Here is a 23,325-nt window from a genome sequence, read left to right as displayed (position 1 = left end):
CGGGGCTGGTCCCGGCCGCGCCGCAGCTCTCCGCGCCGGCGTCGGCCGGATCGCGGGCCCGCGCACCGCAGCCGCCCGCGCCGCCGTCGAACGCGCCGGCCCGGCCGCTGCGCACGGCGGACGAGCTGCGCGCCGTCGTCGCCGAGGCCGCGCCCCGGCTCGCGGACGCGTCGGCGCAGGAGGTCGCGGCGTGGGCCGCGGCGGAGTTCGGCGGCTCGCTCGCGGTCGCGTGCTCGATGGCCGACGCCGTGCTGCCGCACCTCGTGTCAGCCGCCGCGCCCGGCGTCGACGTGCTCTTCCTCGAGACCGGGTACCACTTCGCGCAGACCTCGGCGACGCGGGACGAGGTCGCGGCGCGACTGCCGATCCGCGTCGTCGACGTGCTGCCGCGGCTGACCGTCGCAGAGCAGGACGCGCAGTACGGCGCCGAGCTGTTCGCGCGCGACCCCGCGGCCTGCTGCCGGATGCGCAAGGTCGAGCCGCTCGCGGCCCAGCTCGCCGGGTACGAGGCGTGGGTGACCGGCGTCCGCCGCGACGAGGCGCCCACGCGCGCGACCACGCCGATCGTGACGTGGGACGAGCTGCACGGCCTCGTGAAGATCAACCCGCTCGCGCCCTGGACGTTCGACGACCTGCTCGCGTACGCGGCGGAGCACGACGTGACGCTCAACCCCCTGCTGACCGACGGCTACCCGTCGATCGGCTGCCAGCCGTGCACCGCCCGGGTCGCCCCAGGCGCCGACCCCCGATCCGGCCGCTGGGCCGGGCTCGCCAAGACCGAATGCGGGATCCACACATGAGCGTCACCGTCACCACGGACCTACGGCCAGACCCGGGCGAGGCCGCGCCGCCGGCCCGCCGGCTGACGCAGCTGCAGGCGCTCGAGAGCGAGGCGATCCACATCTTCCGGGAGGTGAGCGCCGAGTTCGAGCGGCCGGTGCTCCTGTTCAGCGGCGGCAAGGACTCCGTCGTCATGCTGCACCTCGCGGTCAAGGCGTTCTGGCCCGCGCCCGTCCCGTTCCCGGTGCTCCACGTCGACACCGGGCACAACTTCCCGGAGGTCCTCGCCTTCCGCGACGCCACCGTCGCGCGACTCGGCCTGCGCCTCGAGGTCGCGCGGGTGCAGGACTACCTCGACGCCGGCTCGCTGCGCGAGCGCGCCGACGGCACGCGCAACCAGCTGCAGACCCTGCCGCTGCTCGACGCGATCACGGGGCACCGCTTCGACGCCGTCTTCGGCGGCGGCCGCCGCGACGAGGAGAAGGCGCGCGCGAAGGAGCGCATCTACTCGCTGCGCGACGAGTTCGGGCAGTGGGACCCGCGCAACCAGCGCCCCGAGCTCTGGAACCTCTACAACGGGCGCCACGGCGTCGGCGAGCACGTGCGGGTCTTCCCGCTGAGCAACTGGACCGAGCTCGACATCTGGCGGTACATCGCCGCCGAGGCGATCGAGCTGCCCGGGCTGTACTACGCGCACGAGCGGCAGGTCTTCGGCCGCGACGGCATGTGGGTCGGGGTCGGCCCCTACTCGCAGCCGCGCCGCGGCGAGCCGGTCGAGACCCGGCGGGTGCGCTACCGGACCGTCGGCGACATGTCCTGCACCGGCGCGGTCGACTCGAGCGCCGCCGGGGTCGACGACGTCGTGCTCGAGGTCGCCGCGAGCCGTCTCACCGAGCGCGGCGCGACCCGGGCCGACGACCGCGTGAGCGAGGCCGCCATGGAAGACCGCAAGAAGGAGGGGTACTTCTGATGCCCGCACAGCCCACGCGGACGTTCGCGCACGCGAGCCTGCTGCGGCTGGCCACGGCCGGCTCCGTCGACGACGGGAAGTCGACCCTGGTTGGCCGGCTGCTCTACGACTCCAAGTCCGTGCTCACCGACCAGCTCGACGCCGTCGAGCGCGTCAGCCGCGACCGCGGCCTCGAGCAGACCGACCTCGCGCTGCTCACCGACGGGCTGCGCGCCGAGCGCGAGCAGGGCATCACGATCGACGTCGCGTACCGGTACTTCGCGACCGCACGGCGCTCGTTCATCCTCGCGGACTGCCCCGGGCACGTGCAGTACACGCGCAACACCGTGACCGGCGCGAGCACGGCCGACGTCGTCGTGCTGCTCATCGACGCGCGCAAGGGGACGCTCGAGCAGACCCGCCGCCACCTCGCGGTCGCGTCGCTGCTGCGGGTCCCGCACGTGGTCGTCGCCGTGAACAAGATCGACCTGGTCGGCTTCGACGAGGCCGTCTACGCGCGGCTGGCCGCCGAGGTCGTCGCGGTCGCGACCGGGCTCGGGCTTGCCGACGTGCGCACCATCCCGGTCTCGGCCCTCGCCGGCGACAACGTCGTGGACCGCTCGGCCCGCACTCCCTGGTACGACGGCCCGAGCCTGCTCGAGCTGCTCGAGGAGATCCCCGCGGCGCTCGACCCCGCGGCCGAGGCGTTCCGGCTGCCGGTCCAGATCGTGCTGCGCCCCCAGGGCGAGACGTTCCGGGACTACCGCGGCTACGCCGGGCAGATCGCGGCCGGCGTCGTCGCGGTCGGCGACCCCGTCGTCGTGCTGCCCTCGGGCCGGACGTCCACCGTGGTCGGCATCGACACGGCCGACGGCGAGCTCGTCGAGGCGTTCGCGCCGCAGTCCGTCACGCTCCGGCTCGCCGACGACGTCGACATCGCCCGGGGCGACCTCATCGCGGCGGCCGCCGACGCGCCGACCCCGACCCAGGACCTCGACGCGACCGTCTGCTGGCTGTCGGACCGGGCCCTGCTGCCCGGCACGCGCGTGCTGCTCAAGCACACGACGCGCACGGTCACGGCCGTGGTGCGCGACGTCGTCGGCCGCCTCGACCTGGACTCGGCGGAGATCGTGCCGGCCGACCAGCTCGGGCTGAACGACATCGGCCAGGTCCGGCTGCGGCTCGCGGCGCCCGTCGCGGCGCAGGAGTACGTCGCCTCGCGGCGGATGGGCGCGTTCCTTCTCGTCGACGCGCACGACGGCGCGACGCTCGCCGCCGGCATGGTCGGCGAGCCGCTCGCCGAGGCGCGATGTTCGGGTCGGCGACCTGCCCAGTACGTGATCTGACAGGTCGGCTCGCCCCGCCCCTCGCCCCTCGTCGTCGCACGACCTCGTGTTCTCGAAAGGCCCGCCATGCACCCGCTCCGCCCTGCCGGTCGCCCCCCAACCGGGGCCAGCCGCCGCCTCTCCCTCCGCGTCTCCACGCGGATCGTCGCCGCGCTCGCCGCCGTGCCGCTGCTCGCGCTGGCCGCGTGCAGCGGCGGCGCGGACGCCGCGACCGACGCCGACGCCGGCTCCACCGCCGCCACCGGCTCCGCCGCCACCGAGCTGCGGCTCGGCTACTTCGCCAACGTCACGCACGCGCCCGCTCTGGTCGGGGTCGCGAACGGTCTGTTCGCCGCCGAGCTCGGCGACACCGCGCTCACCACCCAGGTGTTCAACGCCGGGCCCGCCGCGATCGAGGCCCTCAACGCCGGCGCCATCGACGCGACGTTCATCGGCCCGAACCCGGCCATCAACGGCTTCATCAAGAGCGACGGCGAGTCGCTGCGCATCATCGCCGGCTCGACGTCGGGCGGCGCGCAGTTCGTCGTGCGCGACGGGATCGACTCCGCGGCCGACCTCAAGGGCACCAACCTCGCGTCCCCGCAGCTCGGCGGGACGCAGGACGTCGCGCTGCGGTCCTGGCTCACCGAGCAGGGCCTGGAGAACTCGATCTCGGGCGGCGGCGACGTCACGATCACCCCGACCGAGAACGCCCAGACGCTGCAGCTTTTCCAGGACGGGAAGCTCGACGGCGCGTGGCTGCCCGAGCCGTGGGCCTCGCGGCTCGTGCTCGAGGCCGGCGCGCATGTGCTGGTCGACGAGAAGGACCTGTGGGACGACGGGCAGTTCCTGACCACGCACCTCATCGTGAGTGCGTCGTTCCTGGCCGAGCACCCCGAGACGGTCGAGGCGCTGCTGCGCGGGACCGTCGCGTCGGTGGACTGGCTGAACGCGAACCCGGGCGAGGCGCCCGCCGTCGTCAACGCCGAGATCGCCACGACCGCGGGCAAGCCGCTGCCGGACGAGGTCATCGCCCGCGCGTTCACGAACATCACGTTCAGCGTGGACCCGCTCGCGCAGACGCTGCCGACGCTGCTGGCGGCCGGCGTGACCGCGGGCACGACCGAGGACGCGTCGCTCGACGGCATCTACGACCTGCGGCTGCTCAACACGGTGCTCGCTGACGCCGGTCAGCCGACCGTCTCGTCGGCCGGCCTGGGACAGGAGTAGCCATGACGACCACCGCGCCCCGGACCGCGCCCGCGCTGGCCGGGCCCTCCACGGCTGAGCCGGCAGGCGTCGAGCCCGCCGTCCGGCTGCGGCAGGTCGGCAAGCGGTTCGCCGCCGACGGCCCCGCGATCCTCGACGGGATCGACCTGACGATCGCGCCCGGCGAGTTCGTCTGCCTGCTGGGCGCCTCGGGGTGCGGCAAGTCGACGCTGCTGAACGTCGTCGCCGGGCTCGAGCCCGCGACGTCGGGCACGGTCGAGGTGGCGGGCGACGGCGCGGCCCTGATGTTCCAGGAGTCCGCGCTGCTGCCCTGGCTGACCGCCCGGCGCAACATCGAGCTCGCGCTGCGGCTGCGCGGCGTCGGCCGGGCCGAGCGCCGGACCCGGGCCGACGAGCTGCTCGAGCTCGTGCACCTGGGCGGGGCGGGCGACAAGTCGGTGCACGAGCTGTCCGGCGGGATGCGGCAGCGGGTCGCGCTCGCCCGCTCGCTCGCCCAGGAGCGCGAGGTGCTCCTGATGGACGAGCCGTTCGGGGCGCTCGACGCGATCACGCGGGACCTGCTGCACGACGAGCTCGAGCGGATCTGGACGTCCACGGGGCGCACGATCGTGTTCATCACGCACAACGTGCGCGAGGCGGTCCGGCTCGGGCAGCGGGTCCTGCTCATGTCGAGCCGGCCGGGCCGGATCGTGCGCGAGTGGACCGTCGAGGTCGAGGGGACGCGCCGCATCGAGGCGCCCGAGGTCGCCACGCTCGCGGTCGAGATCACCGAGCACCTCCGAGGGGAGATCCGCCGCCATGCCGTCTGAGCCCAGCACGTCCACGACCAGCGCATCCACGACCAGCTCGTCGACCGCCAGCTCGTCCACCGCCAGCGACGTCCGCTCCCTCGAGTCAGGCCTCGACGCACTGCAGACCGCGCCGGCCGGCGGGACCCGGCGCGGGCGGCGCACGCTCTGGACGGCGCTCGCGCCGCTGCTCGCGCTCGCGCTGCTCGTCGCGGGCTGGCAGCTCTTCGTCCTGACCGGGATCAAGCCGACGTACATCGTGCCGAGCCCGCTGGACGTGCTGACCGCGTTCGGCGCCGCCCTCGAGCGCGGGGACGTGCAGAAGGCCGTGCTGACCAGCCTCGAGCGCGGCGTCGTCGGCTTCGGCATCTCGGTGCTCGTCGCGACGCCCATCGGGATCCTCGTCGCGCGCGTGCGCTGGGTCCGGATGGCGTTCGGCCCGCTGATCACGGGGCTGCAGGTGCTGCCGTCGGTGGCCTGGGTGCCTGCGGCGATCCTGTGGTTCGGCCTCACCGACGCCACGGCGTACTTCGTCATCCTCATGGGGGCGATCCCCTCGATCATCAACGGCCTGGTCGCGGGCGTGGACCAGGTGCCGCCGCTATACCGGCGCGTGGGCCGGGTGCTCGGCGCGAACCCGCTCGAGCAGATCCGGTACGTGATCTTGCCGGCCGCGCTGCCCGGCTACGTCGCCGGCCTCAAGCAGGGCTGGGCGTTCTCCTGGCGCTCGCTCATGGCGGCCGAGATCATCGCCGTCGGCGGCACGATCGGGTTCGGGCTCGGCTCGATGCTGCAGCAGGGCCGGGAGATCCAGGACATGTCCGTCGTCCTGGTCGCGATCCTCCTCATCCTCACCGTCGGGATCCTGGTCGAGCTGCTCTTCTTCGCCCCGCTCGAGCGCGGCCTGCTGCGCCGGCGCGGGCTCATCGCGGAGACGGCCCGATGAGCGCGGGCCCGAGCGGTCCCGCGCCCACCTATCCCCTGACGCTGCGCGTCGCGGGCCGCCGCGCCGTCGTCGTCGGCGCCGGGCCGGTCGGGGCGCGGCGCGCCCGCGGGCTGGTCGAGGCCGGGGCCGACGTGTGGGTCGTCGCGCCCGCGGCCGAGCCGGAGATCGCGCGGCTCGCGGCCGACGGCGCGCTCACGTGGGTCCCGCGGGAGTACGCGCCGGGCGACCTCGACGGCGCCTGGCTCGCACACACCGCGACCGGGCGGCCCGACGTGGACGCGCGCGTGCTCGCCGACGCCGACGCAGCGCGCGTGTGGTGCGTGCAGGCCAGCGACGCGCGCGCGGCGTCCGCGTGGGTGCCCGCGGTCGCGCGGGTCGACGACGTCGTCGTCGCGGTCACCGCGGGCGGGTACCCGCGCCGGGCCGCGGGGCTGCGGGACGCGCTCGCGGCGCTGCTGCAGGGCGGCGAGCTGCCGCTGGGCCGCCGCCGACGCCGCGCGCGCGCCGGGGATCCGGCCGACGGCGGCGGGGTTGCTGGCGGCGGTGCGGTTGCTGGCGGTGCGGTTGCTGGCGGTGCGGTTGCTGGCGGAGAGGTTGTCGGCGCGGGGACTCCCGCCCCGGCGCCCGTCGAGGTCGGCTCGGTCGCGCTCGTCGGCGGCGGGCCGGGCGACCCGGACCTGCTCACGGTGCGCGGGCGGCGCCTGCTCGCCGCGGCCGACGTCGTCGTCGTCGACCGGCTCGCGCCGCGCGCGGTGCTCGCCGAGCTCTCCCCGGACGTGCTCGTGATCGACGTCGGCAAGTCGCCGGGCCACCACGCCGTCCCGCAGGACCGGATCAACTCCCTGCTCGTCGAGCACGCGCTCGCCGGGCGCACCGTCGTGCGGCTCAAGGGCGGCGACCCGTTCGTCTTCGGCCGCGGCTCGGAGGAGGCGGAGGTCTGCCGGCTCGCGGGGGTGCCCGTCGAGGTCGTGCCCGGGGTCACGAGCGCGGTCGCGGTGCCGGCCGCCGCGGGGATCCCGGTCACGCATCGCGGCATCTCGCGCGGGTTCACGGTGCTGACCGGCCACGACGACATCGGCGCGGTCCCGCCGGCGCCGGACCACACGGTCGTGCTGCTCATGGGCGTGCGCGGTCTGGCCGACCACGCCCGCGCGCTCGTCGCGGCCGGCCGGCCGGCCGACACCCCGGTCGCCGTCGTCGAGGACGGGTTCGGCCCCGGCCAGCGGACCACGGTCGGGACGCTCGCGACGATCGCCGAGCGGGCGGCCCGCGTGGGCGTGCGCTCGCCGGCCGTCACGGTCGTCGGCGGCGTCGTGCGACTGTCGCCCGCCTGGCGCGAGCAGACCCTGCTCGCCGAGCCCCCGGCCAGCCTCCCGGTAGCGCTCCCCACCCCCCACTGACCCCGCGCCGGCTCCACGCGCCCGCGAACGCCACTCCGTCGCACTCGGCGAGAGGGCGGTGAGGGGGTGGCCGCGGTGAGAGCGCTCACATCGGCGCGACGGCGGCCGATAGGACGGCCGTTGCGCGATGCCGCGCAGCTGTACAGGGCCGTGCGCCCATGACGAGGGTTGAACAGATGAGACACGTGACCACGCGCCGCGCCGTAGCGGCGGCGCTGGCGCTGGCGACGACGACGGCACTGGCCGGGTGCGCAGGCGCTCCCGGCGAGACCGGCGCCCAGCTCGTCGGCGTCGCGATGCCGACGACGACGTCCGACCGGTGGATCGCCGACGGCGACAACGTCTCCGCGCAGCTCGAGGCGCTCGGCCACTCGGTCGACCTCGAGTACGCCGAGGACGACGTCCCGACCCAGATCAGCCAGATCGAGGCGATGATCAGCGCCGGGGCCGACGTGCTGATCGTGGCCGCGATCGACGGCACGAAGCTCACGGACGTGCTCGCCGAGGCGGCCGCCGCCGACATCCCGGTGATCTCCTACGACCGGCTGATCCGCGACAGCCCGGACGTCGACTACTACGCGACGTTCGACAACGCGCGCGTCGGCGTGCAGCAGGCGACCACGCTGCTCCAGGGCCTCGGGGTCCTGGACGCGGGCGGCGCGCCGACCGGCGCCGCCGGGCCGTTCGCGGTCGAGCTGTTCGCCGGCTCGCCCGACGACAACAACGCGACCGTGTTCTACGACGGCGCGATGTCGGTCCTTCAGCCCTACCTCGACTCGGGCGTGCTCGTCGTCCCGTCCGGGCAGACGGACTTCGCGACGATCGCGACCCAGGGGTGGAGCGGCGAGACCGCCGCGACCCGGATGGCGACCCTGCTGCCCGCCTACGACGGCACCGGACTGCGCCTGGCCGGGATCCTCTCGCCGTACGACGGCATCTCGATCGCCCTGCTCGAGGCCACGGCGGGCATCGGGTACGGCACCGACGCGCAGCCGTGGCCGGCCGTGACCGGGCAGGACGCCGAGGTCGGCTCCATCAAGTCGATCATCGCCGGCGAGCAGTTCGCGACCGTCTACAAGGACACGCGCCAGCTCGCCGAGGTCACCGTCTCGATGGTCGAGGCCGTGCTGAACGACGACGAGCCGCAGACGAACGACGTCACGTCGTACGACAACGGCGTCGTGACCGTCCCCGCGTACCTGCTGACCTCGCAGGTCGTCACGAAGAGCAACTACCAGCAGGTCCTCGTGGACAGCGGGTACTACACGGTGGAGGACCTCGGATGAGCCCGCAGTCAACGACCAGCGCGAACGAGGGCCACCTCCCACGGGCGCGCCGGCGCGCGGCCTGGTTCTGGGACCGGCCCGTCTGGGCCAAGGTCGGCGCCTCGATCGCGCTCCTGGGGCTCGTGTTCGCCGGCGTCGGCGGATTCAGCGTGGCCGCGCTCGTCCAGGCCGAGCGCAACCTCGAGGACGTGCACCAGCTCACGGACGACCTGCAGGGATCGATGGCCCAGCTGCGCACCGCGCAGACCGAGAGCCACCTGCTCGTGTACCGCGCGACGCGCGCCGCGGACGCGAGCAGCCGCACGCAGCTGCTCACGGCGCAGGACTGGAACGACCGCACCGCGGCCAACCTGATCGAGACCATCGCGGCATACCCCGAGTCGCAGACGACGCAGTGGGCCGACTTCCTGACCCGGTGGAACTCCTGGATCTCGTACCGCGACGCAACGCTCGCACCGCTCGTCGCGGCGGGCGACATCGAGGGCCTCGATGCCGCGATCGCCGCGTCCGTCGCAGCGGACCCGGGCTACACCGGCCGCGTGCTCGGGCTCGCCGACGGCCAGATCCAGTACGAGGTCGAGGCGATCATGCTCGACGCGAGCGCGGCCATCCGCGACGCCATCATCGCCGTCGTCGTGGGCTTCGGCGTGTCCATCCTCGCGGCGGTCACGCTGTCCACCGCCGTCACCCGCCGGATCACGCGGGGACTGCGGACCGTGAGCACGAGCCTGGAGGCGATGGCCCGCGGCGACCTCACGGTCGCGGCGAGCGTCGACACCGGCGACGAGCTCGGCCAGATGGCGCACTCGCTCGGCGCCGCCCAGGAGTCGTTGCGCGCGACCCTCTCGGGGGTCGTGCAGACCGCCGAGATGGTCGCCGCCGCCGCCGAAGAGCTCTCCGCCGCCTCGACCCAGGTGTCCGTCGGCGCGCAGGACACGAGCGCCCAGGCGGGCGTCGTCGCCGCCGCGGCCGAGGAGGTCAGCCGCAACGTCCAGACGGTCGCGGCGGGAGCCGAGCAGATGGGCGCCTCGATCCGCGAGATCGCCCAGAACGCGAACCAGGCCGCCAAGGTCGCGGCCGAGGCGACCGGCGTCGTCGCCGCGACGAACGAGACGGTCACGGCGCTCGGGACGAGCAGCGAGGAGATCGGGAACGTCGTCAAGACGATCACGTCGATCGCGGCGCAGACGAACCTGCTCGCGCTGAACGCGACGATCGAGGCCGCGCGGGCCGGAGAGGCGGGCAAGGGCTTCGCCGTCGTCGCCGGGGAGGTCAAGGAACTCGCTCGCGAGACCGCCAAGGCCACCGAGGAGATCACCCGGCGGGTCGAGTCGATCCAGGTCGACGCGACCGGGGCCGTCGCCGCGATCCGCGAGATCTCCGACATCATCGCCGCGGTCAACGACTACCAGCTGACGATCGCGTCCGCCGTCGAGGAGCAGACCGCGACCACGAACGAGATGTCCCGGTCCGTCACCGAGGCTGCCGCCGGCGCGGGCGAGATCGCGCTGAACATCACCGGTGTGGCGTCGTCCACGGCCGGGGCGAGCGAGATCATGGGCCAGATGGGCGCGTCGGTCGACGAGCTCGCCCGGATGTCCGCCGACCTCCGCACGCGCGTCGCGGCGTTCACCTACTAGCCGTACGGGCTCCGCGCTACAGCAGCCGGCGCGCCGCGGCCCAGCGCGTGAGCTCGTACCGCGAGGACAGCTGCAGCTTGCGCAGCACGGCCGAGACGTGGGTCTCGACCGTCTTGATCGAGATGAACAGCTCGGAGGCGACCTCGCGGTAGCTGTACCCGCGGGCGATGAGCCGCATGACCTCCTGCTCGCGCGCGGAGAGCCGGTCGAGCTCGTCGTCGGTGATCGCGACGTCGGCGGCGCTCGTGCCGAACGCGTCGAGCACGAACCCGGCCAGGCGCGGCGAGAAGACCGCGTCCCCGCCCGCGACGCGCACGACCGCGTCGCACAGGTCCGGCCCGGAGATCGCCTTGGTCACGTAGCCGCGAGCGCCCGCCCGGATCACCGCGACCACGTCCTCGGCCGCGTCGGAGACCGACAGCGCGAGGAAGCGCGTGCCCGTGAGCAGGTCGGCGCACGCCGTGATCACCTCGGCGCCGCCGCCCCCGTTGCCCCCGGGCAGGTGCACGTCGAGCAGCACGACCGGCGGGGTCAGGGCGCGCACGCAGCGGATCGCCGACTCGACGTCGTCGGCCTCGCCGACGACGTTGACGCGTGCGTCGAGCGAGGCGCGCACGCCCGTGCGGAACATCAGGTGATCGTCGACCAGGACCACGTCGACCGGTGTCGGGCTACTCATGTGCTCGCGTTCCTCATCTGGTTGCGGTTGTCTCGCGCGCGTGCTCGTCGGTCGGCCGCACCGGGACCCGCAGGTGCACCTCGGTGCCCCGCTCGGGTCGCGACGTCACGGTCGCGGACCCGCCGCGGCGACGCACGCGTCCCATGATGGACTCCCGCACGCCGAAGCGGTCGAGCGGCACGGCGTCGAGGTCGAACCCGTCGCCGCGGTCCCGGACGAAGACGTCGACGGCGTCGGGGGCGACCTCGAGGTACAGCGAGACCGGCGGCCGGCCGTGCACGACGGCGTTGACGAGCGCCTCGCGGGTCGCCTGCAGCAGCGCCTCGGTGTCGGCGTCCGGCACCCGGTCACCCACGACGACGGTCTCGATCGCGACCGCGCGGCCGTCCTCGACCTCGCCGACGACGGCGCGCAGCGCGGCGGCGAGCGATGTGCCGGGCTCGGACCGGTCGTCGTAGAGCCACTCGCGCAGCTCGCGCTCCTGGGCGCGGGCCATGCGTGAGACCTCGACCGGGTCGTCGGCGCGCGCGCGGATGAGCGCGAGGGTCTGCAGCACCGAGTCGTGCAGGTGCGCGGCGATGTCGGCCCGCTCGGCCTCGCGCGCGCGGGCCGCGCGCTCGTCGCCGAGCTCATGCGCCAGGCGCAGCCACCACGGCGCGGCCACGATGACCGCGCCGGCGAGCACCGCCAGCGCCGCGACGGCGGCCCGCACCTGCGCCCCCGCGGGCGCGTCCTGCCCGACCAGGAGCAGCGCGCCGATCCCCACCAGGACGGCGCCGCCGACGAGCCGGACGACGCTGACGGGCGTGCGCCCGCCGGCGCGGGACAGCCACCGCTCGCGCTGCACGCGGTCGAGCTGGCTCCAGGCCAACGCCGTGCCCGCGAGCAGGATGAGGGCTGGCACGACCCAGGTCATCTGCACATCGGCGCCGCGCCGGATCGCGATGAGCAGCCCCGCGCCGACGAGCAGGATCAGCCCGATGCCGATGTCGGTGACGGGCACCGGGCGGCTCTGCTCGCGCAGCCGGGGCGCCAGCCGCGTCAGCGCGGCGGGCCGGTCCTGCGCGGCGGCCGCCGCCGGGTCCCCCGTCGGCACGGTGACCCACAGGAAGATGTACAGCAACGCGCCGGCGCCGCCCGCGAACGTCGCGCCGACCATGAGCAGGCGCACGACCCGGACCGGCATCCCGAGGTGGGCGGCGATCCCGGCGCACACGCCGGCGACCCGCCGGCGCCCGTCCACCGGGCGGCGCAGCGGCAGGCGCGCCGGAGGCCCCGTAGGGCCCGGGCGCTGCGGCACCGGGTACTCCGCGCCGCCCGTCGTCCACGTCATGCACCGATCGTCACACGTCCCGGGCCGGATCCGGGTGTCCCGGCCCGACAACCAGGGGCCGGGCCCGGATCTTTCAGGGTGCGCTCAGGGTGGTACCCGATGGTGGCCGCATCGGCGGCCAGCAAGGATCGAGTCATGGACACATCGACACCTGCTCCGGCGGATCAGCCGCCGGCCCCTGCGGCGGGGGAACCGCCGTACCCGCCCGCCGGCCAACCGCCGTTCCCGCCCGCCGGCCAGCAGCCCTACCCGCCCGCTGGCCAGCCTCCCTACGGCGCCCCGACGCGGTCGGGCAGCGACGGCTTCTTCGACGGCATCCGCCGGATCGGCATCGTCCGGTCCGAGCAGCGCTGGATCGGCGGGGTCGCCGGCGGCATCGCCCTGCGCTTCGGCATCGACCCGCTGCTCGTGCGCGGGATCATCATCGTCACCGCGATCTTCGGCGGCGGCGCGGGCTTCATCCTCTACGCGTTCGCCTGGGCCCTCCTGCCGGAGCAGGTCGACGGACGCATCCACCTGCAGGAGACGATCCACGGCCGGTTCGACGTCGCGCTGCTCGGCGCGATCGGCCTGTTCATCGTGGGCACCAGCACCGACGACTGGTGGTTCGGCGGCTGGGGCATGCAGGGCTTCGGCTGGTTCAGCGGGCTCCTCTGGTTCGCCGCGATCGCCACCGTCGTCGGCCTCGTCATCTCCTCCGCCACCCGCCGCGGCGGCGGCAACCCGGCCGGCGGCCCGCCGTACCCGGCCCGCTCTCCGCAGTACCCGGCCGGCTCGCCGCAGGCCTCGACCTACCCGGCGCCGCCCGCGCCGGGAGCGGCGGCCCGCGCCGCCGGCGGCTACGCCGGCCACGCGCCGGGCACTCCCCCGCCGCCGCCGCAGGCACGCGGCTACGCCGGTCCAGCCGCAAGCGGCTACGCCAGCCCCACCGCGGGCGGCTACGCCAGCCCCGCCGCAAGCGGCTATGCCGGCCAGCCCGCAGGCAGCTACGCCGGGCACGCCGGACCGACGGCGGCCGGCTACGCCGGTCGGCCCGCCCGCAGCCAGGCCGGCCCGCCGGCCGGGTACGCGACCGCGCCGCCCGTCCCGCCCAAGCCGCGGCGCCCGGTCGTGCACGGGCCCGGCTCCGCCGCCGTCGGCGCCGTCGTCGGGCTGTCGCTCGTGACCCTCGCGGGCCTGCTCATCGCCGATCGCACGGAGGGCCTCGACCTCTCGGTCGGGCTGACCGCCGCCGGCATCGGCATCGTCCTGGCGGGGATCGGGATCATCGTCGCCGGGCTGCGCGGGCGGTCGAGCGGAACGCTCGGCTTCCTCGCGATCACGGGCATCGTGCTCGCGGTCCCCGCGGCCGCGATCACGCAGGGCGACTGGGACACCAGCTGGAACAATGACCCCACGACCGTCCGGCTGATCGCCCCCGAGGGGCAGTGGTCGCCGAGCACGCCGGCCCAGGCCAGCGAGGGCGTCGCGGCCGCGGTCGGCGACCTGAACGTCGACCTGACGCAGCTCGCCACCGACGGCCAGGTCGTCGAGGTTCCGATCAGCCTCGGCGCGGGTCAGCTCACCATCACGGTGCCGAGCGACACCCCGGTCTCGGCCGTGGTCAAGCTGGCCGCCGGCGACATCTCGTGGGACGTCGAAGACAACCCGCAAGAGATCTCGGGCGTCTCCGGATCCCGCGAGTACGAGTTCGCGAGCGACGAGGTCGCCGCGGGCGAGAACGCACAGATCGTCCTGCACGTCGAATCTGGCGCGGGCGCTGTCCGCGTCGTGGAGGTATCCCGATGAGCACGAACCAGCCCCGAACCGGGCCGTCCGATCCCGTCGACCCGACGGACGTGATCGCCCCGCAGCCACTCGACGAGACCCAGCCGCTGGTCACCCCGCGGCCCGACGAGACTCAGCCGCTCGACGAGACCCAGCCGCTCGACACGAGCCGGCCGCTCGACGAGACCCAGCCGCTCGTCACCCCGCGGGACGACGTGGCGGCGACCGAGGTCCTGGCCGCCGCGCCGGGCGCCGCCGCCACGCGGTCGCTCGAGCTCGATCTCGGGCTCGGCGCACCGGCGGACGCCACGACGTCCGCGGGCACGCCCGCCGCGGCGACGCCGGTCGCGGTCACTCCGACCGCCACCCCGGCCGGTGCGGAGCCCGGGCCGACGTCGCGGGTGCGGCCGAGCCTGCGCGTCGGGACGGTCGTGTGGGGCCTCGTGCTCGCGGTGATCGGCGCTGGCGTCATCGCCGTGGCGGCCGGGTACGAGCTCGACCTCGAGCTCGCCTTCATCGCGCTGCTCACGCTCGCTGGGGTCGGCCTGCTCGCCGGCTCGGTCGTCGCGAGCGTCCGCCGACGCGGCCACTGATCGCACCGCCCAAGGCAGCGTGCGCACAAAAAAAGACACCGCACCCCCGGTCGACTGACCGGGGGTGCGGGCGTTGAGGTGGGTCAGACGGCCGAGGCGACGGGGCGCTCGGTGGGGGTGGCCGTCGTGACGACCGTGGTCGTCGAGATGGACCGCAGGGCGAAGCCCAGCAGGCCGAACAGGAGGCCGAGGCCCATGACCAGGGCGGCGACGCCGTAGGAGACGACCGAGGTGAAGAGCGACGCGCGCAGGAACGAGCCGTTCATCGCGGTGGTGCGCTGGGCGGCGATCTCGAGAACGCCCTCGTCCTCGGCGATCTCAGCCTCGGACTTGCCGTCGGCGGCGAGCTCGGCCTTGAGCGCGTTGGAGGCCTCGCCGAGCTCGGCGTAGGTGCGGCCCTCGGCGCCGGCGAGCGCGTGGTGCGCGATGGCGTTGGCCTGGGCGTACGCCGTGAACGGACCGGCGACGGGCTTGCCGGCGAGCGAGCCCGGCTCCTCTTCGGTCACAGCGGAGACCGTGATGTTCTCGTCCTTGAGCGCCGAGGTGACGAAGGCCCAGGTGGTGGCGCCCGCGGCGACCATGACGACCGCGGCGACGAGCAGCACGAGGCCGATGAGCTTGACCATCGGGTTCGTGGAGTTGGTGGTGGTGGAGGACATGAGGGGCGTTCCCTTCGCGGAACCGTCAGAGGCAGGGGCCCGGCGGCACCGGACCAGCGAACCTCGTTGAAGGTTCACTTAGTAAGTGTGGCAACGATGACGGCGGCACCTCTGGGACGTAGGTCACCCTTGTGCCCGCGTCTCCGGGGTCTTTCCGGGACCCTTCGCCCGTCAGCGACGCAGCTGCTGGGCGCGCGCGTACTCGGCGGCCGCGCGGGCCGCCACGGTGTCCCACCCCAGGTCGGGCAGCACCGTCCGGTTGTGCTCCTGCATCGACCGGACGAGCTCGGGCTCCGTTGCACAGCGCACGATGGCGTCGGCCAGCCCCGCGTCGTCGTCCACGATCAGGCCGTTGGTCCCGTCCCGCACGAAGCTCGTGATGCCGGTGCCGCTGCGCGCGACGACGGCCAGGCCCGCGACGCGCGCCTCGAGCGCCGCGATCCCGAACGACTCGAGCTCGGCCGGCGCGAGGAACACGTTCGCGGTGGCGTAGGCCACGCGCACCTGCGCGCGCTCGAGCCGGCCGCGGAGCCGGACCACGTCGCCGAGGCCGTGCCGCGCGATGGCCACCTCGACCCGGCTCAGCACGGGGCCGGAGCCGATGATCTCGAGGCTCAGCGCGCCCGGCCCGAGCCGGGCGGCCGCCGCCGCGACCGCGTCGACGAGCGGGACGGCCCGCTTGCGCGGGGCCAGTCGCATGGTCGCGACCAGGCGCAACGGGCCCGCGGTCGCGCGGTCGGCGGCGTCGTCGGCCGGGGCGGGGCTCGTGGCCGGGGCCCACGCGGCCAGGTCGAGGCCGTTGGGGAGCACCGCGACGTGCGCCCCGAACACGCTCGCGACGCGCTCGGCCGCGACGTCGCTCACCGCGCTGAAGGCGACGGCGCGCCGGTCCCAACGGGTCAGGCGCGCGCCGAGGCGCAGCGCGCCGATGACGCCGTCGAGCATGCAGTGCCACGTGATCGCGACCGGGAGCCGCGCGGCGCTGGCCACCCGGGCGCCGTCGAACGCGAACGGCGAGAGCACCCCGGCGTGCACGTGCACGACGTCGGGCCGCACGGCCCGCAGGGTCGCGGCGATCAGGCGGGACTCGGCCGGGTTGACCGGGAGTTCGAACGGCATCCGCGCGCCCAGGCGGTGCACCGCGACGCCCCGCTCGACGTCGACCACCCCGCCGCGCTCGCCGCCGGCCCCGAGGGTCGCGGTGAGCACGTGCACGTCGTGGCCCTGCGCGGCCTGGCGGGCGGCGAGGTCGCTGACCTGAGACTCGATCCCCCCGGTCCGGGGCAGGAAGGTGTCGGTGACATGGGCGATCCGCACGACCCCAGGGTAGTTCGGGTTCCGGCCCGGCCGGAGCGCCGGCTCAGGCGAGGTCGTCCAGGCGGCGCAGGATCAGGCCCTCGCGCAGCGCCCACGGGCAGATCTCGAGCTCGCGGACGGAGAACGCGCGCATCGCCTCCTCGGCGACGATGCCGCCGCCGACGATCTGCGCGGTCCGCTCGGGCGTGATCCCCGGCAGGGCCGTCCGCGCCTGGGCCGGGATCGCCGCGAGCCGCGGCACCCAGTCCGCGAGCTGCGAGCGGCGCAGCCGGACCCGGTCGTCGGGACCGACGCCGTCGTGCACCGACCCCGCGAGCCGCGCGAGCGAGCGGAAGGTCTTGCTCGTGCCCACCACGTGGTCGGGGCGGTCCAGCGCGGCGAAGCGCGGGGCGACCTCGCGCAGCACGCCGCGGGCGTGGGCCCGCAGGGCCTCGACCTGGTCGGAGGTCGGCGGGTCGTCCGGCAGGAAGCCGATCGTGCTGCGCCCCGCCCCGAGCGGCACGGAGACGGCGAGGTCCGGGTACTCGTCGATGCCGGACGCGATCTCGAGGGAGCCGCCGCCGATGTCGAGGAGCAGGATGCGCCCGGCCGACCAGCCGTGCCAGCGCCGCACCGCGAGGAACGTCAGCCGCGCCTCGTCGTAGCCGCTGAGCACGCGCAGCGCGACGCCGGTCTCGCGCTCGATGTGGGCGAAGACCGCCGCACCGTTGGTCGCCTCCCGCAGCGCCGACGTCGCGAACGGCAGCAGCTCCGCGACCTCCTCGCTGGCGGCCGCGGTCACGGCCGAGGCGATCGCCCCGGTGATCCGCTCGACACCCTCGTCGGTGATCGCGCCGTCGGGCGCGATGAAGCGCATCATCCGCACGACCGTCTTGTGGGTCGAGCTCGGCACCGGCCGGGCGCCCGGGTGGGCGTCCACCACGAGCAGGTGCACCGTGTTGGACCCGACGTCGAGCACTCCGAGCCGCATGGTGCCTACTCCCACTCGATGGTGCCCGGCGGTTTGCTCGTGACGTCGAGGACGACGCGGTTGACCTCGCGCACCTCGTTCGTGATGCGCGTGGAGATGATCGCGAGCACGTCGTACGGCAGCCGGGTCCAGTCCGCGGTCATCGCGTCCTCCGAGCTGACCGGCCGCAGCACGATCGGGTGCCCGTAGGTGCGCCCGTCACCCTGCACGCCGACCGAGCGCACGTCGCCGAGCAGCACGACCGGGCACTGCCAGATCTCGCGGTCCAGCCCAGCGCGAGTGAGCTCCTCGCGCGCGATGGCGTCCGCCGCGCGCAGGATCTCCAGGCGCTCGGCCGTGACCTCGCCGACGATCCGGATGCCGAGTCCGGGGCCGGGGAACGGCTGGCGCCACACGATCGCCTCGGGCACCCCGAGCTCGAGACCGACGGCGCGGACCTCGTCCTTGAACAGCGCGCGCAGCGGCTCGACGAGCGAGAACTGCAGGTCGTCCGGCAGCCCGCCGACGTTGTGGTGGCTCTTGATGTTCGCGGCACCCTCGCCGCCGCCCGACTCGACGACGTCGGGGTACAGCGTGCCCTGGACGAGGAACTTGACCTCGGCGCCCGCGTCGCCCGCGTCGGCCACGACCTCGCGCGCCGCCTGCTCGAACACCCGGATGAACTCGCGGCCGATGATCTTGCGCTTGGTCTCGGGGTCGCTCACGCCCGCGAGCGCGTCGAGGAACCGCTCGCGCGCGTCGACGACCTTGAGCGTGACGCCCGTGGCGGCGACGAAGTCCTTCTCGACCTGCTCCGCCTCGCCCGAGCGCAGCAGCCCATGGTCGACGAAGACGCAGGTCAGCTGGTCGCCGACGGCCTTCTGCACGAGCGCCGCGGCGACCGAGGAGTCGACGCCGCCGGACAGGCCGCAGATCACGCGCGCCGAGCCGACCTGGGCGCGGATCGCGGCCACCTGGTCGGCGATCACGTTGCCGGGGTTCCAGTCGGGCGCGAGCCCCGCGCCGGTGTACAGGAAGTTCTCCAGCGCGCGCTGCCCGAGCGGGGAGTGCCGCACCTCGGGGTGCCACTGCAGGCCGTACAGGTTGCGGGTGCGGTCCTCGAACGCCGCCACGGGCGAGCCGGAGGACGTCGCGAGCACGTCGAAGCCGGCCGGCGCGGCCTGCACGGAGTCGCCGTGGCTCATCCAGACGGACTGCTCGGCCGGGGAGCCGGCCAGCAGCTCGCCGGCGCCGGCGATCGTGACCGCCGTGCCCCCGAACTCGCTGCTGCCGGTGCGCGCGACGGTCCCGCCGAGCGCCTGGGCCATCGCCTGGAAGCCGTAGCAGATGCCGAGCACCGGGATTCCGGCGTCGAACAGCGCCGGGTCGACCGAGGGTGCGCCGTCGGCGTACACGCTGGACGGGCCGCCGGACAGGATGATCGCGACCGGGTTCTTCGCGAGCATCGCCTCGACGGTCGCGGTGTGCGGCACGATCTCGGAGTACACGCTCGCCTCGCGCACGCGCCGCGCGATCAGCTGCGCATACTGCGCACCGAAGTCGACGACGAGGACGGGGCGGGGCGTGGCCGCGGGGCTCGCGGCGGGGAGCGGGGCTGCGGGGGGCTGCGTCACGAGGTCAAGGGTAGTTGGCCCGGCGCCGCGCCGAGCCGGGCCTGCGCGTCGGCGTGCACGCGGCGCTCGACGACGAACGACATCACGGGCACGACGCCGCCGAGCACCATGACGGTCAGCCGGCCGAAGCCCCAGCGCATCTTCGACCACAGGTCCAGCACCGTGACCAGGTAGACGATGTAGACGAAGCCGTGCGCCTGCGGGATCCAGCCGATCCACGCGAGCACGTCGGGCCCGACCTGCACGACGTACTTCAGCACGATCTCGACGCACAGGACGAGCAGCATGACGCCGGTCACCCACGCCAGCACGCGGTAGCGGCCGACGGCGGCGCGCGTCTTCTCCGGTTCATGCACCGGCCGAGGCGACGGGGGCGACGACGGGGCCTGGCGCGGGGTGCTCGACATGGCTCGATCATCCCCCACCCCCGCGATAATCCGTCGCCGGTTGTCGGCCCCGGCGCCTACCGTTGGGCCTCATGCGCTCCCTGCCCCTCGGTGATCCCGGCTCGCCGCCGCTCACCTCGCCGCTCGCCTTCCTGTGGTGGCAGGCGCGCGCCCAGTGGGGCATCCTGCTGGCCGCGGTCGTCGTCGGCGTCGTGGGGAGCGTGGCGGGCGCCTTCCTGCCGTACGTGATCGGACGCATCATCGACAGCGGGCTCGACGACGGGATCACGCCGGCCCTGCTGCGCGGCTGCGCCGCGCTCGCCGCGCTCGGCCTCGTACAGGTCGCGGGGAACGTCGTCGGGCACCGGCTCGACGTCCAGAACTGGCTCCGCGCGGCCTTCGCCGGCTCCCAGCTCATCGGGCACCACGTCACCCGCACCGGGGACGCGATCACCGCCGAGCTGCCCACCGGCGAGGTCGTCGCGACGGTGGCCTCCGACGCGCTCCGGATGGGCGAGGTGTACGCGATCACCGCCCGGTTCCTCGGCGGCGTCGCGGCCTACGCCGCGATCGCCATCGTCCTCATGCGCTCCTCGGGCGCGCTCGGCGTGCTCGTGCTGATCGGCCTCCCGCTCGTCGTGGCGCTGCTCGCACTGCTGGTCCGGCCGCTGCAGCGGCGCCAGGCCGCCCAGCGCGAGGCGGCGGGTCGCCTCACGACGCTGGGCGCCGACACCGTCTCCGGCCTGCGCATCCTGCGGGGCATCGGCGGCGAGGACGTGTTCGCGGGCCGCTACCGCGAGCAGTCGCAGGCCGTGCGGCGGGCCGGCGCGCGCGTGGCGCAGACGCAGTCGCTCATCGACGCGCTGCAGACGCTCGTGCCCGGGCTGTTCCTCGCCGCCGTCGTGTGGGTCGGCGCGCGGCTGACGATCTCGGGCGACCTGACCCCGGGCGAGCTCGTCGCGTTCTACGGCTTCGCGGCCTTCCTCACCCAGCCGCTGTGGACCGCGACCGAGGCCATGCGGATCGCCACCCGCGCCCACATCGGCGCGCGCAAGATCATCAACGTGCTGCGGGTCCCGGACGCGTTCGCCGACCCGACCGCGCCCGACGCGGCTGTCTCCGGTCCGGCCGGGTCCAGCCCGGCCGGGGTCGGTCCGGCCGTGCCCCCGGCCCTGCCCGCCGACGGCGCGCCGGCCGATCTCGTCGACCCGGCAAGCGGCCTGACCGTGCGCGCGGGCAGCCTCGTCGCGCTCGTGGGCGCTGACCCGGACGAGACGGCGCGCATCGCCGCCCGGCTCGGCCGGTTCGGCGAGCCCGCCGCCGGTGACACCCGCTGGGGCGGCGTCCCGCTCGCGGGCCTCTCCCTCGCCCAGGTACGCGCGCGCATCGTGGTCGCCGAGTCCACCCCGCACCTGTTCACGGGCGCGCTCGCGGACGAGCTCGACGTCCGCGGCCGCGCCGGCGAGCGTGAGCTGCTCGCGGCGCTGTCGGTCGCCGACGCCGCCGACGTGCTGGAGTCCGTGCCCGGCGGCCTCGCCGGCTCGATCGAGGAGCAGGGCCGGTCCCTGTCCGGCGGGCAGCGCCAGCGCGTCGCCCTGGCCCGCGCGCTGCTCACCGAGCCGGACGTGCTCATCCTCATCGAGCCGACCAGCGCCGTCGACGCCCACACCGAGGCCAGGATCGCGCGCCGCGTGGCCGCCGCCCGCCGCGGCCGCACCACGGTCGTGGTGACGACCAGCCCACTCGTGCTTGACGCCGTCGACGAGGTCGCGCTCGTCGAGGGCGGCCGGGTCCGCGCCGTCGGCAGCCACCGCGGCCTCCTCGACGCCGACTCGCGCGACGGGGCCGCCTACCGCGCGGTCGTCTCGCGCGCCGAACCCACGCCCGACCCCACGCCCGAGCACGCGTCCGATGACAGGGAGGATCGCCATGCAGCTACCCGTCGCTGACGGCGCGGCCCTGCGCGCGCACACCGCACGGCTGCTGCGCAGCCACCGCGGCGCGCTCGCGGGCGTCGTCGCGCTGCACACGATCGCCGCGACCGCCGGGCTGGCGGGCCCGTGGCTGCTCGGTCGGCTGATCGACGCCGTCACGACCGGCACCACCGTCGCGGTCATCGACCAGACGGTGCTGGTGCTCGTCGTCGCCGTCGGCGTGCAGACGGTCGCGATCCGGTACGCCCAACGCGGCGCGATGGTGCTGGGCGAGGAGGTCTTCGCCGAGCTGCGCGAGGAGTTCCTCACGACCGTGACCCGCCTGCCGCTGTCCACGGTCGAGCGGGCCGGCACGGGCGACCTCGTCGGGCGCACGACCAACGACATCGACCGCGTGCAGTACACGGTCCGGTTCGGCGTGCCCCGCGTGCTCGTGACCACGACGATGATCGCCCTGACGGGGGTCGCCGCGGTGCTCACGCAGCCGCAGGTGAGCCTCGCGCTGCTCACCGGGCTGCCCCTGCTCGTCGGGGTGACCACCTGGTACCTGCACCGCGCGGGGCCGGCGTACCTGCGGGAGTCGGCGGCGTACGCGCGCCTGAACGGCACGATCACGGAGTCCGTCGAGGGCGCCCGGACGGTCGACGCCCTCGGGCTCGGGGCGCGTCGGCGTGCCCGCGTGGACGGCGACCTGCGCGAGGCGTTCGCCGCGGAGTCCGCGACCCTGCGGCTGCGCACGTGGCTGTTCCCCGCGATCGACACCGCCTTCCTGCTGCCCGTGCTCGCCACCGTCCTGTGGGGCGCCTACCTGATCACCACCGGCGACGCCACGGTCGGCGCGGTCACCACGATCACGCTCTACGCCGTCCAGCTCATCGACCCCATCGGCGAGCTGATCTTCTGGCTCGACGAGATCCAGGTCGGCGCGTCGTCGCTCGCCCGGATCATCGGCGTCGCCGCTGTGCCGCCGGACCGCACGACCGGCTCGGCCGTGCCCACGGACGAGCACGTCGTCGGCCGCGGGATCCGGTACGCCTACCGGCCGGGGCACGACGTGCTGCACGGCATCGACCTCGACCTGCGCGTCGGGGAGCGGCTCGCGGTCGTGGGCCCCTCGGGCGCCGGCAAGTCGACGCTCGGGCGCATGCTCGCGGGCATCCACCCGCCGACCGGCGGGACCGTGACGGTCGGGGGCGTGCCACTGGTCGACCTCCCCCTGGGTGACCTGCGCGGGCACGTCGCGCTCGTGACCCAGGAGCACCACGTGTTCGTCGGCACGATCGCGGACAACCTGCGCCTGGCCGAGGTGGACGCGGCCGACGCCGACCTCGCGCGGGCGCTGCGCGCCGTCGACGCGTGGGGCTGGGTGCGCGCCCTGCCCGCCGGGATCGAGACCGCCGTCGGCTCGGGCGGAACGGTCCTGACCCCCGCCCAGGCGCAGCAGCTCGCGCTCGCCCGGCTCGTGCTGCTCGACCCGCACACGCTGGTGCTCGACGAGGCGACGTCGCTGCTCGACCCGCGCGCGGCCCGGCACCTCGAGCGCTCGCTGTCGGCCGTCCTCGCGGGGCGGACCGTCGTCGCGATCGCGCACCGGCTGCACACGGCGCACGACGCCGACCGCGTGGCCGTCGTCGAGGCGGGCCGGATCAGCGAGATCGGCACGCACGACGAGCTCGTGGCCGCCGACGGCGACTACGCGGCGCTGTGGCGCTCGTGGCAGCAGGACTGAC

The 23,325-nt window shown here is 74.9% G+C and carries 20 protein-coding genes; 13 read left to right on the top strand and 7 right to left on the bottom strand.

All coding sequences use genetic code 11. The features are described 5' to 3' along the window. Positions 1-107: 107 nt before the first annotated feature. The 9 genes from J4E96_RS02690 to J4E96_RS02650 all read left to right on the top strand — a co-directional run bounded on the left by J4E96_RS02690 (position 108) and on the right by J4E96_RS02650 (position 10,344). Positions 108-800 (top strand): phosphoadenylyl-sulfate reductase, encoded by a 693-nt coding sequence (locus J4E96_RS02690; RefSeq protein ID WP_227425641.1) that lies wholly within the window; start codon positions 108-110, stop codon positions 798-800. Further along, positions 797-1,750, top strand: coding sequence for a sulfate adenylyltransferase subunit CysD (gene cysD, locus J4E96_RS02685; protein WP_227424259.1), 954 nt, complete (start codon positions 797-799; stop codon positions 1,748-1,750). The genes J4E96_RS02690 and cysD overlap by 4 nt, the downstream gene beginning before the upstream one ends. Further along, positions 1,750-3,075, top strand: coding sequence for a sulfate adenylyltransferase subunit 1 (locus tag J4E96_RS02680; RefSeq protein ID WP_227424258.1), 1,326 nt, complete (start codon positions 1,750-1,752; stop codon positions 3,073-3,075). The genes cysD and J4E96_RS02680 overlap by 1 nt, the downstream gene beginning before the upstream one ends. 66 nt (positions 3,076-3,141) lie before the next feature. Continuing rightward, entirely contained in the window at positions 3,142-4,284 is a 1,143-nt protein-coding gene (locus J4E96_RS02675; RefSeq protein WP_227424257.1) for an ABC transporter substrate-binding protein, read from the top strand. A 2-nt stretch (positions 4,285-4,286) separates the two neighbouring features. Continuing rightward, complete coding sequence (locus J4E96_RS02670) at positions 4,287-5,093, top strand: ABC transporter ATP-binding protein (RefSeq protein ID WP_227424256.1); 807 nt, start codon at positions 4,287-4,289, stop codon at positions 5,091-5,093. Next, the gene (locus J4E96_RS02665) at positions 5,083-6,018 is read left to right on the top strand and encodes an ABC transporter permease (RefSeq protein WP_227424255.1); all 936 of its coding nucleotides are present in this window, start codon (positions 5,083-5,085) and stop codon (positions 6,016-6,018) included. Before J4E96_RS02670 ends, J4E96_RS02665 begins: the two co-directional genes overlap by 11 nt. After that, a complete protein-coding gene (gene cobA / locus J4E96_RS02660) occupies positions 6,015-7,418 on the top strand; it encodes a uroporphyrinogen-III C-methyltransferase (RefSeq protein WP_227424254.1) in 1,404 nt (467 codons plus the stop codon). The genes J4E96_RS02665 and cobA overlap by 4 nt, the downstream gene beginning before the upstream one ends. 176 nt (positions 7,419-7,594) lie before the next feature. After that, positions 7,595-8,704, top strand: coding sequence for a multiple monosaccharide ABC transporter substrate-binding protein (chvE, locus tag J4E96_RS02655; RefSeq protein ID WP_227424253.1), 1,110 nt, complete (start codon positions 7,595-7,597; stop codon positions 8,702-8,704). Then, on the top strand, positions 8,701-10,344 hold the full coding sequence (locus tag J4E96_RS02650) for a methyl-accepting chemotaxis protein (RefSeq protein WP_227424252.1): 1,644 nt from the start codon (positions 8,701-8,703) through the stop codon (positions 10,342-10,344). Before chvE ends, J4E96_RS02650 begins: the two co-directional genes overlap by 4 nt. A gap of 16 nt (positions 10,345-10,360) precedes the next feature. Here the strand turns inward: J4E96_RS02650 and J4E96_RS02645 are convergent, their stop codons facing one another. Continuing rightward, positions 10,361-11,023: a LuxR C-terminal-related transcriptional regulator gene (locus tag J4E96_RS02645; protein ID WP_227424251.1), complete on the bottom strand. Its 663-nt coding sequence runs from the start codon at positions 11,021-11,023 to the stop codon at positions 10,361-10,363. A 13-nt stretch (positions 11,024-11,036) separates the two neighbouring features. Continuing rightward, on the bottom strand, positions 11,037-12,356 hold the full coding sequence (locus J4E96_RS02640; protein WP_227424250.1) for an ATP-binding protein: 1,320 nt from the start codon (positions 12,354-12,356) through the stop codon (positions 11,037-11,039). A gap of 135 nt (positions 12,357-12,491) precedes the next feature. Here J4E96_RS02640 and J4E96_RS20140 point away from each other — a divergent pair, with 135 nt between their 5' ends. Next, complete coding sequence (locus J4E96_RS20140; protein WP_264466179.1) at positions 12,492-14,144, top strand: PspC domain-containing protein; 1,653 nt, start codon at positions 12,492-12,494, stop codon at positions 14,142-14,144. Continuing rightward, the gene (locus J4E96_RS02620; protein WP_227424248.1) at positions 14,141-14,716 is read left to right on the top strand and encodes a hypothetical protein; all 576 of its coding nucleotides are present in this window, start codon (positions 14,141-14,143) and stop codon (positions 14,714-14,716) included. The genes J4E96_RS20140 and J4E96_RS02620 overlap by 4 nt, the downstream gene beginning before the upstream one ends. A gap of 83 nt (positions 14,717-14,799) precedes the next feature. Here J4E96_RS02620 and J4E96_RS02615 read toward each other — a convergent pair whose 3' ends face one another. From J4E96_RS02615 to J4E96_RS02595, 5 genes are all read right to left on the bottom strand, one after another. Then, positions 14,800-15,375, bottom strand: coding sequence for an aromatic ring-opening dioxygenase LigA (locus tag J4E96_RS02615; RefSeq protein WP_227424247.1), 576 nt, complete (start codon positions 15,373-15,375; stop codon positions 14,800-14,802). Positions 15,376-15,546: 171 nt separating this feature from the next. Then, the gene (locus J4E96_RS02610) at positions 15,547-16,692 is read right to left on the bottom strand and encodes a glycosyltransferase family 4 protein (RefSeq protein WP_227424246.1); all 1,146 of its coding nucleotides are present in this window, start codon (positions 16,690-16,692) and stop codon (positions 15,547-15,549) included. Positions 16,693-16,735: 43 nt separating this feature from the next. Further along, the gene (locus J4E96_RS02605; protein ID WP_227424245.1) at positions 16,736-17,662 is read right to left on the bottom strand and encodes a Ppx/GppA phosphatase family protein; all 927 of its coding nucleotides are present in this window, start codon (positions 17,660-17,662) and stop codon (positions 16,736-16,738) included. 5 nt (positions 17,663-17,667) lie between these two features. Beyond that, positions 17,668-19,275, bottom strand: a complete 1,608-nt coding sequence (guaA, locus tag J4E96_RS02600; protein WP_227424244.1) for a glutamine-hydrolyzing GMP synthase — start codon at positions 19,273-19,275, stop codon at positions 17,668-17,670. Then, complete coding sequence (locus J4E96_RS02595; RefSeq protein ID WP_227424243.1) at positions 19,272-19,631, bottom strand: DUF3817 domain-containing protein; 360 nt, start codon at positions 19,629-19,631, stop codon at positions 19,272-19,274. The genes guaA and J4E96_RS02595 overlap by 4 nt, the downstream gene beginning before the upstream one ends. A gap of 122 nt (positions 19,632-19,753) precedes the next feature. Between J4E96_RS02595 and J4E96_RS02590 the strand changes: the two genes are divergently transcribed. Next, the gene (locus J4E96_RS02590) at positions 19,754-21,610 is read left to right on the top strand and encodes an ABC transporter transmembrane domain-containing protein (protein WP_227424242.1); all 1,857 of its coding nucleotides are present in this window, start codon (positions 19,754-19,756) and stop codon (positions 21,608-21,610) included. Continuing rightward, entirely contained in the window at positions 21,591-23,324 is a 1,734-nt protein-coding gene (locus J4E96_RS02585) for an ABC transporter ATP-binding protein (RefSeq protein WP_227424241.1), read from the top strand. The genes J4E96_RS02590 and J4E96_RS02585 overlap by 20 nt, the downstream gene beginning before the upstream one ends. Position 23,325: the final 1 nt, after the last annotated feature.

The sequence above is a fragment of the Pengzhenrongella sicca genome, assembly GCF_017569225.1.
GTDB classification, from domain to species: Bacteria; Actinomycetota; Actinomycetes; order Actinomycetales; family Cellulomonadaceae; genus Pengzhenrongella; species Pengzhenrongella sicca.
Note: the sequence above shows the minus strand (reverse complement) of the source record. Positions and strands in the feature narration are given on the sequence as shown.

Bases quoted from the DNA above. Each gene is read 5' to 3' on its own strand.
- cysD (WP_227424259.1), top strand. From the start codon at position 797: ATGAGCGTCACCGTCACCACGGACCTACGGCCAGACCCGGGCGAGGCC.
- J4E96_RS02680 (WP_227424258.1), top strand. From the start codon at position 1,750: ATGCCCGCACAGCCCACGCGGACGTTCGCGCACGCGAGCCTGCTGCGG.
- J4E96_RS02675 (WP_227424257.1), top strand. From the start codon at position 3,142: ATGCACCCGCTCCGCCCTGCCGGTCGCCCCCCAACCGGGGCCAGCCGC.
- J4E96_RS02670 (WP_227424256.1), top strand. From the start codon at position 4,287: ATGACGACCACCGCGCCCCGGACCGCGCCCGCGCTGGCCGGGCCCTCC.
- J4E96_RS02665 (WP_227424255.1), top strand. From the start codon at position 5,083: ATGCCGTCTGAGCCCAGCACGTCCACGACCAGCGCATCCACGACCAGC.
- cobA (WP_227424254.1), top strand. From the start codon at position 6,015: ATGAGCGCGGGCCCGAGCGGTCCCGCGCCCACCTATCCCCTGACGCTG.
- chvE (WP_227424253.1), top strand. From the start codon at position 7,595: ATGAGACACGTGACCACGCGCCGCGCCGTAGCGGCGGCGCTGGCGCTG.
- J4E96_RS02650 (WP_227424252.1), top strand. From the start codon at position 8,701: ATGAGCCCGCAGTCAACGACCAGCGCGAACGAGGGCCACCTCCCACGG.
- J4E96_RS02645 (WP_227424251.1), bottom strand. From the start codon at position 11,023: ATGAGTAGCCCGACACCGGTCGACGTGGTCCTGGTCGACGATCACCTG.
- J4E96_RS02640 (WP_227424250.1), bottom strand. From the start codon at position 12,356: ATGACGTGGACGACGGGCGGCGCGGAGTACCCGGTGCCGCAGCGCCCG.
- J4E96_RS20140 (WP_264466179.1), top strand. From the start codon at position 12,492: ATGGACACATCGACACCTGCTCCGGCGGATCAGCCGCCGGCCCCTGCG.
- J4E96_RS02620 (WP_227424248.1), top strand. From the start codon at position 14,141: ATGAGCACGAACCAGCCCCGAACCGGGCCGTCCGATCCCGTCGACCCG.
- J4E96_RS02615 (WP_227424247.1), bottom strand. From the start codon at position 15,375: ATGTCCTCCACCACCACCAACTCCACGAACCCGATGGTCAAGCTCATC.
- J4E96_RS02605 (WP_227424245.1), bottom strand. From the start codon at position 17,662: ATGCGGCTCGGAGTGCTCGACGTCGGGTCCAACACGGTGCACCTGCTC.
- J4E96_RS02590 (WP_227424242.1), top strand. From the start codon at position 19,754: ATGCGCTCCCTGCCCCTCGGTGATCCCGGCTCGCCGCCGCTCACCTCG.
- J4E96_RS02585 (WP_227424241.1), top strand. From the start codon at position 21,591: ATGCAGCTACCCGTCGCTGACGGCGCGGCCCTGCGCGCGCACACCGCA.